We start from the raw sequence: 15277 nt of genomic DNA on the forward strand, positions 1-15277 counted from the left end.
CGCCACCGCTCCGCCGCCTCGTGCCGCACCTGCCCCTTCGAACATGCTCGAACAGACACCTCCTGCGCCTGCGCCTGTCCCCGCGCCCGAGCCCGCGCCTGCCCCCGCGGTCGACCCCGAGCGCGCCGCCGTCCTCGCCGCCTCTGCGCTGCCCGAGCTGCTCCCGGTCGCGCTGCCCGACGACCCGCTGGGCGTCACCGTCCACCGCCTGAGCAACGGTCTCACCGTCTACATCAGCACCGACAGGTCCGCCCCGCGGGTCACCGCCTGGATCGCCTTCCGCGCCGGCAGCCGCCACGACCCGCCGCACTCGACCGGCCTCGCGCACTACCTCGAGCACATGATGTTCAAGGGCACCGCGCGGCTCGGCACCCTCGATGGACAGGCCGAGGCGCCGCACGTCGCCGCGGTCGCCGAGCTCTACGATCGCCTGGCCGCCACCGCCGATCCGGCCGGCCGCGCCGCCATCTTCGCCGACATCGACCGCGCCACCCAGGCCTGCGCGGCCCTGGCGATCCCCAACGAGGTCGACCGGCTCTACGCCCAGCTCGGCGTCACCGACCTCAACGCCTTCACCAGCGACGACATGACCGTCTACAGCGCCGACGTGCCGTCTTCGCGGCTCGCCACCTGGGCCGAGATCGAGGCCGAGCGGCTGCGCCAGCCGGTGTTTCGCCTGTTCTATCCCGAGCTCGAGGCCGTCTACGAGGAGAAGAACATGAGCCTCGACGCCCCCGACGATCGCGTCGACGAGGCCATGCGCCTGGCCCTGTTCCCCGGCCACCCGTACGGCACTCAGCCGACCATCGGCAGCGCCGAGCACCTCAAGACCCCGGCCTACGGCGAGATGGTCGCCTACCACCGGCGCAACTACCTGCCCAACAACGCCGCGATCTTGCTCGCCGGCGACGTCGACGCCACCGTCCTGCCGGCGCTCGAGCGGGCCTTCGCCGACTGGCAGCCCGCCCCGCTCGCCGCGCCCGCGCCCGGCGACCTGGCCGGCCCGCGCGGCCGCGTCGTCCGCGAGCTCGTGGCCGACGGCGAGCAGTCCGTCACCCTGGCCTTTCGCACAGTACCCATCGGACATCCCGACGAGCCGGCCCTGCGCGCGCTCGAGCGCGTGCTCGGCGACGAGGTCGGCGGCCTCGTGGCCGCGCGCCTGCTGCTGCCGCAGCGCCTGCCCGACGCCGAGGTGTTCGGCGCGCTGATGAACGAGGGCGGCTACCTCGCGCTCACCGGCGTCGCCCGCGACGGCCAGTCGCTGGCCGAGGTCGAGCGCCTGCTGCGCGAGGTCCTCGGCGCCGCCAAGGACGGCGCCATCGGCCAGGACGACCTCGACGCCGCCGTCCTCCACGCCACCATCGACGAGCAGAACGACCTCGAGAACGGCGAGCGCCGCGTCGAGCAGATGCTCGAGGCCTACACCAGCGGCCGCCCGTGGCCCGAGCACGCCCGCCGCCTCGCCGCCCTGCGCGCGCTGACCCCGGACGACCTCGCCCGGGTCGCCCGCACCTACTTCGGCGACGACGTGGTGGTCGTCCTGCGCCGCCGCGGCCGCTTCGCCCCGCCGGAGATCGAGAAGCCGCGGATCACCCCGGTCGCCATCGATCCGACGCGCCAGAGCGACTACGCCCGCGACGTCCTGGCCCGCCCCGTCGACGAGCCGCCGGCCGAGCACCTGCGGCCCGGCCACGACTATGTCCGTTCGGACATGTCCTGTGGGCCACTCATCGCCGCCCGCAACCACCGCAGCGAGCTGTTCAACCTGGTCCTGCGCTACGACGTCGGCACCCGCCGCCGCCCGCTGCTCGGCCACGCCGCCGACCTCCTGACCCGCAGCGGCGTCAAGGACGGCGACACGGTGCTCAGCGCCGCCGCCCTGCAGCGCCGCCTGTACGCCCTCGGCACCGAGATCGACGTCGACGTCGACGCCGACCGCACCGAGATCACCGTCAGCGGCATCGACCGCAACATGGACGCCAGCCTCGCGCTGCTCGACGCCTGGCTCGCCGGCCCCGTGTTCACCGACGCCGTGCTCTCGGGCCTGGTCGCCAACACCCTCAGCGGCCGGCGCGACGAGGAGGACGACCCCGACGACCTCGCGGCGCGCTGCGCGACTACGCCGCCTTCGGCGACGCCTCGCCGGTGCTCACGCGCCCGAGCGACAAGCAGCTGCGGCGCGCCAAGGGCCCCGAGCTGCTCGCCGAGCTGCGGGCCCTCCGCGACGCCGCCCACGCCACGCTTTACTTCGGGCCGCGCACCGACGAGGCCGCCGCCGCCGCGCTCGTGCTCGGCGCCGGCGACCCGGTCGAGCCGCCTCCGCCGCTGCGCTACCGCAGCGTCGCCGCGCCGACGATCTTCTTCCTCCACAAGGACGTCGCCCAGGCCCGCATCGACATCGTCCTCCCGCGCCCGCCGCAGCCGACCGGCGAACGCCCGCGCGCCGAGCTGCTGGGGCACGTGCTCGGCGGCGACATGAGCGGCATGGCGTTCCAGGAGATCCGCGAGGCCCGCGGCCTGGCCTACCACGCCGGCGCGCACCTCGACCTCGGCGACCGCGTCGGCGACGACGCGGCCCTGCTCGGCAGCCTCGGCACCCAATGCGACAAGGCCGGCGGCGCGCTGGAGCTGATGCTCGACCTGCTGCGCCGCACCGAGCTCGCCCCCGACCGCGTCGCCGCGGCCCGCCTGGGCCTCTTGCGCGAGTACGCCGGCGAGCGCATCACCCCGCGCTCGCGCCCCGGGTGGGTCCAGTCGTGGCTCGACCTCGGCCACCCCGGCGACCCGCGCCTCGGCGCCGCGCAGACGATCCGCACCGTCGAGCTGGCGGCCCTGCAGGCCTACCTGGCCGAGTTCGCCGCCGCCCCGATCGTCAGCGTCCTGGGCGACCGCCGCCGCGTCGACCTCGACCGCCTACGCGCCCTCGGCGAGGTCCAGATCGTCACCCCGGCGGCCCTGTTCCCGTACGCGCGCTAGCGCCTGTCTGCCAGGACATGCCCGTCGGGACACGTCCTTTCGGACATGTCCACCCGCACCTGCGCGAAGGGGCATGCCCTGGCGGACATGCCCCTTACCTCTCGCCCCGGAGGCTCAGCCGTTGCCGAGCAGCTGCTCGACCTCGGCCTGCGAGCCGAGCACGCGGCGGGACAGCTCGAAGTACAGCTCGCGCTCGCGGCCGCCGCGGCGGCTGGCGCGGAGGATCGGCACCAGCGAGTGCAGCGCCTTCACGCGCTCGGCGATGTCGAGGGTCAGAGGCGCTCGACCAGGGTGTCGAGGGTCGGCGGCTTGTGCAGCAGCTCGGACAGCTCGACGCGGCGGCCGACCGGGATGGGCAGGCGCTCGAGCAGGTTGTCGAAATGAATCGCCTCGTGGAAGTCGAGGTGGCCGTCGAGGTTGACGAACATCGCCGCCAGGCCGACGGTCAGCTCCGCGCGGAGGTGGGCCTGCTGCGTCCAGGCGTCGCGCAGCTGGGCCACGCGGTCGAGGTCGACGCCGAGGCGGCGGGCGATGCGGTCGTGGACGGTCGACTCGACGTCCGAGCCGGTGCCGTCGGCCAGGGCCATCTGCCAGCAGCGGCGGAGGATGTCCTCCTGCTTGGCCTCGTCGGTGAGCGGCGGCAGGTCGTTGAAGCGGCGCTCGAGCTGCTCCTGGCGCGAGAGGATCTCCATCCAGATCAGCTGGTCTTGCTCGCTGAGGGTCGAGCCGACGTACCGCAACACTTCGTCCCACTCGCCGATGTCGAGGATCTCGTCGGCGTGGGCGATGAGCCCGCAGCCCACCAAAATCCACTCTTGCTCGGAAGTGAGCGACACCTTGCCTCTCTTTCGCCTGCCCGGAAGGGTACAACAGATCGACCGGGGCGGCGGCCGGGGCCCTACTCGACCACGATCGTCTCCTCCGCCAGGGCCAGCTCCGTCGGCCGCTCGGACAGCCAGAGACTCGGCGGCAGCCGCGCAACACCCACACCAACGCCGACTCACCCAGACCGAGGGGCGACGGCAGCTGAGCCCGAAGATCGCGCTGATCTGGTCGCCGAGGGTCGGCGGCGCGGGCACGTGGCGCACCTCGCCCTCGCCGGGCTTCAGCCTGGCCTGCACGCGCGCGTAGGCGACCGCCTCGTGCAGCCCGCCGTAGGCGTCGACCAGGCCGACCTCGAGGGCCCGGACCCCGCTCCACACCCGACCGCGGGCCAGCGCGTCGACCTGCTCCGGCGTCAGCTCGCGCGCCTTCGCCACCCGCGCCGTGAACTCCTGATAGCTGGCGTCGACCCCGGCCTGCGCGGCCGCCCGCTCGTCCTCCGAGTACGGCTTGAACCACGTGTAGAGCCCGGCCCGCGCCCCGTAGTCGATCGACTCGACCTTCACGCCGAACTTCTCCAGCACCCCCGACACGTCGACCTTGGGCCGGAACACGCCGATGCTGCCCGTCTTGGTGGTCGCGTCGGCGAAGATGTAGCTGCCCGCGGTCGCCACGTAGTAGCCGCCCGAGGCCGCCACGTCGCCCATCGAGATGATGACCGGCTTCTTCTTGGCGACCCGCTCGAGCGCGCGGGCCATGTCGTCCGACGCCGCCACCGACCCGCCCGGGCTGTCGATGCGCACCACCACCGCCTTGACCCGTCGGTCCTCGCGCAGGCGGTCGATCGCCCGCACCAGCGTGTCCCCGCCGGCCAGCACGCTGCCGACGATCGGCACCGTCAGGCTCGCGCCGTCGCTGATCGTGCCCTCGACGTGGACCACCGCGATCGCCGGACCTGGCCCGAAGGACATGTCATGCACCGGCAGCGCGCTCGGGGCGTGCAGCGACACCTTGCGCGACAGCCACTTCTCGAGCTCGCCCTCGAGCTCGTCGGCGTAGCCGACGGCGTCGATCATCCCCGCGCGCAACGCCTGCTCGGCCGTGTGCGGCGCCGTATCGATCCACTGCACCACCTGCTCCGGCGTCGTCTTGCGGCCCTTCGCCACCATCCGCACCACGTGGTTCCAGATGTCGGTCAGCAAGAGGCGCCGCTGCGCGTCCGACTCCGGCGTCGGCCCCGTGCGCTCCCACTGCTCGGGCCGCGACTTGTACTCGTACGCGCGCACGAACTCGGCCTTGGCGCCCAGGCGGCCGAGCAGCTCCGCGTAATAAAACACCTCCGAGCGCATGCCGACGATCGACAGCCGCGCCCCGGGATGAAGGATCACCCGGTCGGCCGCGGTCGCCAGGAAGTAGTCCTTGAGCCCCGCGCCGCGCAGGTACACCGCGACTTTTCCGCCGCGCGCGCACCCGCAGCATGGCCTCGCGGATCTCCTCGATCTCGCCCCAGCCGTTGTTCGAGCCGTCGACCTCGAGCGCCACCACGGCGCGAGCGCCTCGCAGGTCCGCGACCTTGTCGAGCGCGTCGATCAGCCGGGTCGCCCCGCGGTCGCCCCCGTACTTGTCGACGTCGAAGCGCAGCGCCTCGAGCGGCGGCTGGGCCAGCGTCGCGTAGCGCTCCGCCGACGCGCGCAGCTTGAACGCCCCGCCCTGCGCCCCGAAGCCCTCGGCCCCGTTCGGCCCGAGCACCGGCGCCGCCGCCACGCCGATGTGGGTGAAGTCGAGCTCGAGCCCGACCATCGCCCGCAGCGCGTCGGTGGCCTCGCGCTGCCCCACCGTGTTGACGTAGTAGCGCTCGACCTCGCCGAACAGCCGCCAGCTCGCCCCGCCTGCCGCGATCCGCCCGCGCGGCGCGAGCACCGGGGTGTGGAACCGCGGGTCGGCGTTGGGCATCGGCACCACGCGCGCCGACCCCGAGCTCGAGCGAGCGCGAGCCCTTGATCGGCCGCACCGCGACCTCGGCGTCGAGCTCGAAGGGCTGGCGGCGGTCGAGGATGCCCGGGCGCGGCGGTTCGGGGATCCGCAGATCCTGCCCCGCGCGCGGCGTGTTGATCGCCCGCGCCACCAGGCCCATCGCCACGTAGCGGCTCGGGCGGTACGCCAGCGACAGCTCGGCCTGGTGCAGCCGCTGCGCGTAGAGGTTGTGCTCCGACCACGTGCGCGCGTAGCTGATGCCGAGCGACAGCCCCGGGGCCCAGCGCATCAGCGGCACCGCGGCCGCCAGCGTCAACTTGTTGTAGTCGAGGTCGGCCGGGTACCAGTCGTCGCGGTACCACTCGACGAAGTCCTGGCTCGGCAGGCGCCCGCAGCCGAACGGGCACAGCCGCTGATAACCTGCCCCGAGGGACAGGAAGGTGTCCGCCAGCTTCTGCCCGAACAGCTTGAGCTGCAGCGGCACCGCCACGAACACCCCGAAGCCGCCGCCGCGCCGCTGCGACGTCGCCCGCGTGTAATTGCCGGCCAGCACCCCGCTGAAGCCGCGCAGGAACCCCATCGCCGCCGGGTTGACCGCCACCGCCGCCGCGTCGGACTCGCCGGCCACGTGGCTCTGCGGCATGTCGATGTCGCGCAGCAGCGAGCGCCCCTCGCCCTCGCCGAACGGCGCCGGCTCGGGCGGCGCCGCCTCGGCCGTCGCCGCCAGCGCGACGACCACCAGCGCGGCCGCGGGGCGAAGCACCTGCGACCTGCCGGCCGGTCGCTGCACCTGCAAACGGGTCGATCGAGAGCGAGCCACCGTCACGGCTGCACCCATACCACGGTCACGCCCTCGCCGCCCTCCGGCTGCATGCCCGGGCGGGTGCGGTGGATGAACGGCTGCTCGGCCAGGTGCTCGCGCACCGCCTTGCGCAAGGCCCCCGTGCCGTGCCCGTGGATCACCACCACCACCTCGAGGTCCCGCTGCATCGCCTCGTCGAGGAAGCGGTCGATCGCCCGCAGCGCGTCGTCGGCCCGCGCCCCGCGGACATCCACGCTGTTGTCGATGCCGACCTCGATCGCCGCCGCCGACTCGCCGAAGTGCTTGCCCGCGGTCGACGGCAGCGCCTCCGGCACCTCCCAGCGGTGGATCGCCGACGCCACCCCCGGCTTCACCTTCGCCCGCGTGCGCGTCGGCGCCCGCAGCGAGCGCAGCTCCGACAGCGGCACCGTCGTCTTCAGCGCCTCGACCTGCACCACCGCGCGCTCGCCCTTCACCGCCAGCACCTCGCCCTCCTTGCCGAGCGACACCACCTTCACCCGGTCGCCCGGGCTCAGCTGCACCGGCGGCTCCCCCGGCGCCTTCGCGGCCGGCTCGCGCCGCTCCGCCAGCTGCTCGCGCCCGGACTGCAGCCCCTCCTTGGCGGTCCCCAGAGCGACGTCCATCTTGCCCTCCTTCTCCGCCTTTCGCACCGACTTGCGCAGCTCCGCCACCTCCGCGTGCAGCGCCCGCAGCTCCGCCGACGCCGCGTCGTACGCCTTCTGCTTGCGGCTCTTCGCCTGCTCGAGCGCGGCGGCCTCGCGCCTGGCCACCTCTTGATTGCGCCGGCGCAGCTCGGCCCGCTCGCGGTCGACCGCCTGCCGCGTCGAGATCAACCGGTCGCGCTCCGCCACCACTTCCTGCAGCAGTTGGTCGACGCGCAGCCGGCCCTCGTCCATCAGCCCCTGGGCCACCTGCAGCACCGGCTCCGGCAGGCCCAGACGACGCGCCACCGTCAACGCGCTCGACGGCCCCGGCACCCCGATCAGCAGGCGGAACGTCGGCAGCAACTTCTCGAGGTCGAAGCCCACCGACGCGTTGACGAAGCGCCCGGGGAACCGCTGCGCCAGCAGCTTGAGCCGCTCGTAGTGGGTCGTCGTCACCACCGTCCCGCCGGCCTCCGTCAGCGCCAGCAGGATCGCCTCGGCCAGCGCCGCGCCCTGCTCCGGATCGGTGCCGACCGCGATCTCGTCGAGCATCACCAGCGTCCCGCCGTGCAGGTCCTGCGCCGCCGCCAGCGCCGCGCACACGTGCTGCATGTGCGCCGAGAACGTGCTGAGGTTGGCCGCGATCGACTGGTCGTCGCCGACGTCCGTCACGATCGCCCGCACCAGCGGCAGCCTCGCCGGCCGCCGCGTCGGCAAGCGCAACCCGGCCTGCGCCATCAGGGCGCACAGCCCCAGAGTCTTCAGGGCCACCGTCTTGCCGCCCGCGTTGGGCCCGCTGATCACCAGCGCCGAGCCGACCTCGAGCAGGATGTCGTTGGGCACCACCTCGACGCCCGACAGCACCATCAACGGGTGGCGCGCGGCGATCAGCTCGAAGCGCCCCATCGCCTCCTCGTCCTCGCTCGCGGTCGCCGCGCCGACCTCGGGCGCGAGGCCGTGGTACGCGTCGGCGAAGCGCAGCCGCGCGTGGATCGCATCGATCGCGATCAGCTGCAGTTGATTGCCGCGCAGCTGCGCGTGCGCCTGCCCGACGCTGCGGCTCAGCTGCTCGAGCACCCGCCTCTCCTCGGCCGCCGCTTGCATCTGCGCCGCGCGCAGCGAGTTGTTCTCCTCGATCAGCTCCGACGGCTCGACGAACAGCGTCTGCCCGGTCGCGCTGCTGTCGTGGATGATGCCGGTGAGCGAGCCGCGGCGGGAGAACGCGTCGGCGCGGACCGGCAGCACGATCCGTCCCTCGCGCTCGGTGTAGTACGAGTCCTGCAGCACCTCGGACACACCTGTCTGTTTGACCAGGCGACTGGCCGCCTTCATCAGCGACGCCTTCAGCTCGCGCACGCGTTGCCGGGCCTTCTGCAGGCCCGGGCTCGCGCCGTCGACCACCCAAGGCTCGCCTTCGGGGCCGTCGGGGGCGATCGATCGGCCGAGCGCCGCCGCAAGATCGCGCTGGGGGTGGAGCTCCCCGACGCGCGTCGCCAGCGTCAGCACCCCGGGATCGCTCGCGTACCCGCGCTCGGCCGCGACCGCCGCGTGCAGATCCACGCACAGCTTCACCGCCTGCAATTGGCGCAGGGCTGCGAGCAGTTCTGCGGGCAGCAGCATCACCCCGCGGCTGGCGCGCACCACGGCATCAGAGATGTCGGTCAAAGCCCCCAGCGCGTCCGCCAGATTGGCGGGGACCCCGGACTCGCGGGTCAGCGAGGCCTGCACCGCCAGGAGCGCCTGCAGCCCGTCCTGCTCGGCGAGCAGCGTTCGCACCTGCGCCGGCTCGGACGTCCGCCGCAGCACCGGCGCCGCGTCGGGCTCGTACTGCTTTTGGGCCAGCTCCGCCGCCACCTCGGCCTGCAGCAGCGAGCGGGCCATCGGGGTGCGCAGGTGTTCGGCGAGGCGCTCGCACAGGAGCGGCCAGCCAAGGTGCACGAGCACCGAGCGGCTGCTGGGCGACCGCGTGGCGGTCTTAGTGGATCGCGATTGTCCTGGCCGTTCACGGCCGCGGATTTTAGCCCCGTTCGCCGGCGGGGACTTCCATGCGTGCGTCGCTTGCGACCTGCTCGCGCCTGAAATCGCCCGCCGCTCGCCGCGCGGCATCGGCGACCTATCGCCCGCGACACGTCTTGCCTGCCGCGAATTTTCGACTAGGCACGCATGGCGCAAACGGGATAGGGTACGTTACCCGATGATGCGCGCCTTATCGCTTGTCATCCTCCTGGCCGGTTACTGGGCGCTGCTGTCCGGACAGTTCCACAACAACTTTCTCATCGCCTGCGGTGTCGTCTGCATCGCCTTCGTGGTGTGGATGGCGAGCCGGATGGGGCTCGTGGACGACGAGGGCGTCCCCGCGCGCTACTACGTCGGCCTGCTGCTGTACGTCCCCTACATCGTCTGGCAGGTCATCCTCGCCAACTGGGACGTGCTGAAGCGGATCTGGGCCGCCGACATGCCCATCGATCCCCGCCTCACGCGGATCCCCTACAGCACCCGCGCCGGCTTCGTCACGGTCACCTACGCCAACTCGATCACCCTCACGCCGGGCACCGTGACCATGCAGGTGACCCAGACCGAGATGTTGATCCACTCGCTCACCAAGGAGGGCGAGGACAGCCTGTTCGAGGGTGACATGGAGCGCCACTGCAAGCGCCTGGAGGGCGGTTGATGTCCACGATCTACCTGATCACCGCCGTCGTTTTGATCGTCGGCGCCTTCATGCTGCTCTACCGCGCGCTGGCCGGCCCGACGGTCTACGACACGATCCTCGCCACCAACGCGATCGGCACCAAGACGATCGTGTTCGTCACTCTGCTCGGTTACATCAGCGGCCGGACCGAGTTCATCGACATGGCGATCATCTACGCCCTGATCACCTTCGTCACCACGATCGCGATCCTCAAGTACATCGAGAAAGGTCGGCTCGACTAGCCATGCACTGGAACGAAGTCGTCTGTACCGTCCTGCTCGCGCTCGGCTGCTTCATCAGCTTCTCCGGCACCTACGGCGTCCTCAAGTTCCCCGACTTCTACGCGCGCCTGCACGCGGCGGGCAAGAGCGACTCGCTGGCGCAGGTGCTCATCCTGCTGGGCCTCGTGTTCGTCACGCCCGACGTGCTGACCCAGGTCAAGCTGATGCTGGTCGCCTTCATCCTCCTGATCGTCGCCCCCACCGCCACCTTCGCCATCACCAAGGCCGCGCACATCGACGGCCTGCGCCCGTGGACGCGAGGAGGCGGCCAGTGACCGCAGTCGTCCTCATCGACGCCCTCCTCCTCCTGCTCGTCACCGCCACCGCGGTGGCGATCGTCGAGGTCCGCAGCCTCTACGCCTCCTCGATCCTCACCGGCATCTACAGCCTCCTGATGGCGCTGGTGTGGGTCAACATGCACTCGATGGACGTCTCGTTCACCGAGGCGGCCGTCGGCGGCGGCATCAGCACGATCCTCCTGATCGGCACCATCGTCCACGTCGGCCGCGAGGAGAAGCCGATCAAGAAGCGGCTCCACGTCCCCGCGCTGATCTTCACGGCGTTGACCGGCGCCGCGCTGATCTACGGCACCCTCGACATGCCCCGCTTCGGCGACCCGGCTGCGCCGATCCACCACTACCGCGTGCCGGAGATGATGGCCCAGACCGTCGGCTTCGTGAACGGCACGCCGGGCAAGCAGAAGCCGCCCGAGGGCTTCGACCTCGAGCGCTATCGTCGGTTCGACGACCGCGTCGCCGGGCCCATCCCCGCCGACCCCAAGGACACCGCCTGGCGCGAGAAGTCGATCCTGCAGACCTACGGCCTGATGGTCCCGCAGGTCCACTTGCGGCACGACCCTCCGGGTCTGAATGCCCACGAGCCGCACGCCGAGCCGGGCCACCACCTCCACCCGCCCGACGACTTCAACGGCCACGTCCGAACTCGGTCACCTCGCTGCTCGCGGCCTACCGCGGCTACGACACCATGTTCGAGACCACCGTCATCTTCACCGCCGGCGTCAGCCTGATCCTCCTGCTGCGGCGGCCGCGGCGCGAGGGCTACCTGCAGCCCGGCGCCGTGATGGCCGACCAGGTCATCCTCCGCGTCGTCACCAAGCTGTCGATCCCCTTCATCCTGATCTTCGGCTTCTACGTCATCACCCACGGCAAGCTCGGCCCCGGCGGCGGCTTCCAGGGCGGCGTGGTGCTGGCGGTCGCGTTCATCCTCTACGCGCTGATCTTCGGCCGGGCCGCGCTGTACCGCGTGGTCCCGCCGCCGGTCAGCGACATCCTCACCGGCGTGGGCGTGCTGATCTACAGCGGCACCGGCGCGGTCTGCATGCTGCTGGGCGGCAAGTTCCTCGACTACTCGATGCTCAACAAGGAGCTGCCGGGCGACGGCGAGTCGCTGGGGATGACCCTCGTCGAGTACGGCGTCGGCATCACCGTCAGCATGGTCATGCTCACGATCTTCAATCAGCTCGCGGAGGAGCGCTCCACGTGACCGGTGCTCTCGGGATCTACAACTACTGGATCTACGTCGTCTTGATGATGATCGGGCTCTACGGCGTCATCGCCAAGCCCAACCTGATCAAGCAGGCGATCGCGCTGGGCCTGTTCCAGACGGGGATCTTCCTCTACTACATCTCGATGGCGGTGGTCGACGGCGGCACCGCGCCGGTGTGGACCACCATCCTCGACGGGGCCCAGAAGTACGAGGGCCCCTACGACAACCCGCTGCCGCACGTCCTGATCCTGACGGCCATCGTCGTCAGCGTCAGCGTCCTCGCGGTCGCGCTGGCGCTCATCATCAACATCAAGCGCGCCTACGGCACCATCGAGTACGACGAGATCGAGGCGATGGACCAGGCCGACAAGCGCGCCGACTACCTGCGCGGTCAGGTCACCGACGCCGCCGACGACGTCGAGCACAAGCAGGAGGGGCATCACCATGCTTGATGCGTTCGAGCTCGTCCCCAACCTCCCCGTCCTCGTCGTCACCACCCCGCTGATCGGCGGCGTCCTGACGATCGCCATGGGCCGCGGCAAGGGCCCGTGGGCGTGGGCCACGCTCATCACCGGCGTGGTGTTCTACTTCACCGTCCTGCTGATGCAGCAGGTCCTGGCCGCAAAGACAGGTTATATCTCCTACGAGCTCGGCAACTGGCCGCGCCAGTGGGGCATCGAGTACCGCGTCGACGCGCTCAACGCCTTCATCCTGCTCACGGTCGCCGGCGTCGGCTTCGTGACCACGCTGTACGCCCAGAAGAGCGTGGAGAAGGAGATCCCGCAGGACCGCCACAACTTCTTCTACGCGGTGTGGGTCCTGGCGATCTGCGGCCTCCTGGGCATCACGGTCACCGGCGACGCCTTCAACGTCTACGTCCTGCTCGAGATCAGCTCGCTCACCGTGTACGCGCTGATCGCCATGGGCAAGGACATGAACCGCCAGGCGCTCACCGCCAGCCTGCGCTACCTGATCCTCGGCTCGGTCGGCGCCAGCTTCATCCTCCTCGGCATCGGTTACCTGATGATGGTCACCGGCACGCTCAACATGGAGGACATGCACGACCGCCTCGCGGCCCTGCCGGACATCGTCCACCACCGCACGGTCCTGGTCGCGTTCGCGTTCCTGCTGTGCGGCCTCGGCCTCAAGATGGCCCTGTTCCCGCTGCACATGTGGCTGCCGAAGGCCTACACCTACGCGCCCTCGGCCGTCAGCGCCCTGCTGTCGGCCACGGCGACGAAGGTCGGCATCTACATGGCCTTCCGCTTCCTGTTTACGATCTTCGGCGTCGGCTTCTCGTTCGTGGCGATGCCGGCCAACCTCGTGCTCAGCGTCGCCGCCTGCGCCGGCATCCTCGTCACCGGCGTCACCGCGGTGCGCCAGACCAACCTGAAGCGCATGCTGGCCTACTCCTCGGTCGGCCAGCTCGGCTACATCGTCGCCGGCTTCTCGCTCGCCAACGTCCACGGCGTCGCCGGCTCGGTCGTCCACATCTTCAACCACGCGATGATGAAGGGCGGCATGTTCATGGCCGCCGGCGCCATCATGTACCGCCTCGGTCGCTGCGACCTGCGCTCGATCCGCGGCCTCGGCAAGCGCATGCCGCTGACCATGGCCGCCTTCGTCGCCGGCGGCCTCGGCCTGGTCGGCTTCCCGCTGACCGCCGGCTTCATCTCGAAGTGGTACCTCGTGCAGGGCGCCCTCGAGGCCCCGCACATGTGGCCCGTCGCCGCGGTCGTCCTGGTCGGCTCGCTGCTCGCCGTCGCCTACACCTGGCGCGTCGTCGAGGCCGCGTACTTCCAGGAGCCCGAGGGCGAGAGCGCTCTGGTCACCGAGGCCCCGCTGTCGATGGTCGCGCCGATGTGGATCCTCATCGGCGCCAGCGTCTACTTCGGCGTGTCCGCCACCTTCACCGGCGAGATCAGCATGCGCGCCGCCAAGAGCCTGCTCGGAGGGGCCCCATGATCCACTTCGACGTGAGCCCGCAGCTGCTGGCGCTCTACATCCCGCTGCTCGGCGCCCTGCTCATCTCGCTCGCGGGCCGCTGGCCCGACCTGCGCGAGCTCGTCACCCTGCTGACCGCCGGCGTGCTCCTGTACGTGGTGGCGGGCATGGCCCCGGCGGTGCTCGCCGACGGCTTCTGGGCCAGCTTCGCCAAGGCCCCCGCGCTCAAGCTCGCCGAGGTGCTCCCGGGCGTGTGGCTCGAGCTCAAGGTCGAGCCGCTCGGCATGCTGTTCGCGCTGATCGCCAGCAGCCTGTGGATCCTCAACTCGATCTATTCGATCGGCTACATGCGCGGCAACCACGAGAAGAACCAGACCCGGTTCTACGTGTGCTTCGCCCTGGCGATCGCCAGCGTCATGGGCCTCGCCTTCGCCGGCAACCTGTTCACCCTGTTCGTCTTCTACGAGGCGCTGACGCTCACCACCTACCCGCTGGTGGCCCACAAGGGCAGCGCCGAGGCCATCCGCTCGGCCCGCACCTACCTCGGGATCCTCGTCGTCACCTCGGTGTGCTTCCTGCTGGCCGGCATCATCGGCACCTACGTGTTCACCGGCGGCGACATGACCTTCCGGCCAGGTGGCGTGTTCAGGCGCGCCTTGGCGGATGGCAGTTTGACGGCGCCCACGCTGGGCATCCTGTTCGTCCTTTACATGTACGGCATCGGCAAGGCTGCTTTGATGCCGGTGCACCGCTGGCTGCCCGCCGCCATGGTCGCCCCGACCCCGGTGTCGGCGCTGCTGCACGCGGTGGCGGTCGTGAAGGCCGGCGTCTTCACCGTCCTCAAAGTAATAGTCTACGTGTTCGGTCCGGCCGTCCTGGTGCGCTACGGCGTCGGCGACTGGCTGATCTACGTCGCCGGCGCGACCATCCTGATCGCCAGCTGCATCGCCCTGTTCCAGGACAACCTCAAGCGGCGGCTGGCGTATTCGACCGTCAGCCAGCTCAGCTACGTCATCATCGCCGCGGCCCTGCTGTCGCCGCTGTCGATCACCGCCGCGGCCCTGCACATCGCCGCCCACGCGTTCGGCAAGATCACCCTGTTCTTCGCGGCCGGCTCGATCTACACGGCCGCGCACAAGACCGAGATCAGCCAGCTCGACGGCATCGGCCGGCGCATGCCGATCACCATGGCCGCGTTCACCATCGGCTCGCTGTCGATGATCGGCCTGCCGCCCACGGCCGGCTTCGTCAGCAAGTGGTACCTGCTGCAGGCCACCTGGGAGACCGACGCGCCGTTCGTGCTGGTCGTCGTCATCCTCTCGACCCTGCTCAACGCCGCCTACTTCCTGCCGATCGTCTACCGCGCCTTCTTCGTAGCTGAGCCCAGGCACCACCACGAGCCGCACCAGTCCTCGGCCGACGGCGACTTCGGCGACTCCGGCGACCACCACGGCCACGACGCCCACGACCACGGCGAGGCCCCGTGGCCGATCGTCGTCGCGCTGTCCTGCACGGCCCTCGCCACCATCGTCTTCTTCTTCTACAGCGACCTCGCCATCGGCCTGGCGAACCAGCTCCGGAGCGGCCTGCCATGAGCCTCGAAGATCCTCGGACG

At 71.0% G+C, this 15277-nt stretch carries 13 protein-coding genes and 1 pseudogene; 10 read left to right on the top strand and 4 right to left on the bottom strand.

Annotation, left to right across the window (positions count from 1 at the left end; translation table 11 throughout):
* Positions 1-43 precede the first annotated feature (43 nt).
* Both OV079_RS18645 and OV079_RS18650 read left to right on the top strand, forming a co-directional pair.
* Positions 44-1333 (top strand): annotated as a pseudogene (locus tag OV079_RS18645) (M16 family metallopeptidase); the annotation flags it as partial.
* A 953-nt stretch (positions 1334-2286) separates the two neighbouring features.
* Entirely contained in the window at positions 2287-2976 is a 690-nt protein-coding gene (locus OV079_RS18650) for an insulinase family protein (protein WP_267770162.1), read from the top strand.
* 114 nt (positions 2977-3090) lie between these two features.
* Here the strand turns inward: OV079_RS18650 and OV079_RS18655 are convergent, their stop codons facing one another.
* The 4 genes from OV079_RS18655 to OV079_RS56055 are packed head-to-tail and all read right to left on the bottom strand — an operon-like array spanning position 3091 to position 9183.
* Entirely contained in the window at positions 3091-3228 is a 138-nt protein-coding gene (locus OV079_RS18655; RefSeq protein ID WP_267770163.1) for a hypothetical protein, read from the bottom strand.
* 20 nt (positions 3229-3248) lie between these two features.
* Positions 3249-5243 (bottom strand): signal peptide peptidase SppA, encoded by a 1995-nt coding sequence (sppA, locus tag OV079_RS18660; RefSeq protein WP_267770164.1) that lies wholly within the window; start codon positions 5241-5243, stop codon positions 3249-3251.
* Positions 5183-6598: a hypothetical protein gene (locus tag OV079_RS18665; RefSeq protein WP_267770165.1), complete on the bottom strand. Its 1416-nt coding sequence runs from the start codon at positions 6596-6598 to the stop codon at positions 5183-5185. The genes sppA and OV079_RS18665 overlap by 61 nt, the downstream gene beginning before the upstream one ends.
* A complete protein-coding gene (locus OV079_RS56055) occupies positions 6595-9183 on the bottom strand; it encodes an endonuclease MutS2 (protein ID WP_267770166.1) in 2589 nt (862 codons plus the stop codon). Before OV079_RS56055 ends, OV079_RS18665 begins: the two co-directional genes overlap by 4 nt.
* 250 nt (positions 9184-9433) lie before the next feature.
* Here OV079_RS56055 and OV079_RS18675 point away from each other — a divergent pair, with 250 nt between their 5' ends.
* Genes OV079_RS18675 through OV079_RS18710 form a run of 8 tightly spaced genes read left to right on the top strand, consistent with a single transcriptional unit; the run spans position 9434 to position 15257 of the window.
* Entirely contained in the window at positions 9434-9910 is a 477-nt protein-coding gene (locus OV079_RS18675) for a Na+/H+ antiporter subunit E (protein WP_267770167.1), read from the top strand.
* Positions 9910-10173 (top strand): MrpF/PhaF family protein, encoded by a 264-nt coding sequence (locus OV079_RS18680; protein WP_267770168.1) that lies wholly within the window; start codon positions 9910-9912, stop codon positions 10171-10173. The genes OV079_RS18675 and OV079_RS18680 overlap by 1 nt, the downstream gene beginning before the upstream one ends.
* A 2-nt stretch (positions 10174-10175) precedes the next feature.
* On the top strand, positions 10176-10487 hold the full coding sequence (mnhG, locus tag OV079_RS18685) for a monovalent cation/H(+) antiporter subunit G (protein WP_267770169.1): 312 nt from the start codon (positions 10176-10178) through the stop codon (positions 10485-10487).
* Entirely contained in the window at positions 10484-11239 is a 756-nt protein-coding gene (locus OV079_RS18690) for a hydrogenase subunit MbhD domain-containing protein (protein WP_267770170.1), read from the top strand. Before mnhG ends, OV079_RS18690 begins: the two co-directional genes overlap by 4 nt.
* A complete protein-coding gene (locus tag OV079_RS18695) occupies positions 11197-11715 on the top strand; it encodes a Na(+)/H(+) antiporter subunit B (RefSeq protein ID WP_267770171.1) in 519 nt (172 codons plus the stop codon). The genes OV079_RS18690 and OV079_RS18695 overlap by 43 nt, the downstream gene beginning before the upstream one ends.
* Positions 11712-12170, top strand: coding sequence for a cation:proton antiporter subunit C (locus OV079_RS18700; RefSeq protein ID WP_267770172.1), 459 nt, complete (start codon positions 11712-11714; stop codon positions 12168-12170). The genes OV079_RS18695 and OV079_RS18700 overlap by 4 nt, the downstream gene beginning before the upstream one ends.
* A complete protein-coding gene (locus OV079_RS18705; protein WP_267770173.1) occupies positions 12163-13683 on the top strand; it encodes a monovalent cation/H+ antiporter subunit D family protein in 1521 nt (506 codons plus the stop codon). Before OV079_RS18700 ends, OV079_RS18705 begins: the two co-directional genes overlap by 8 nt.
* Entirely contained in the window at positions 13680-15257 is a 1578-nt protein-coding gene (locus OV079_RS18710) for a monovalent cation/H+ antiporter subunit D family protein (protein ID WP_267770174.1), read from the top strand. Before OV079_RS18705 ends, OV079_RS18710 begins: the two co-directional genes overlap by 4 nt.
* Positions 15258-15277: the final 20 nt, after the last annotated feature.

The organism is Nannocystis pusilla (assembly GCF_026626665.1).
Classification (GTDB): Bacteria; Myxococcota_A; Polyangia; order Nannocystales; family Nannocystaceae; genus Nannocystis; species Nannocystis pusilla.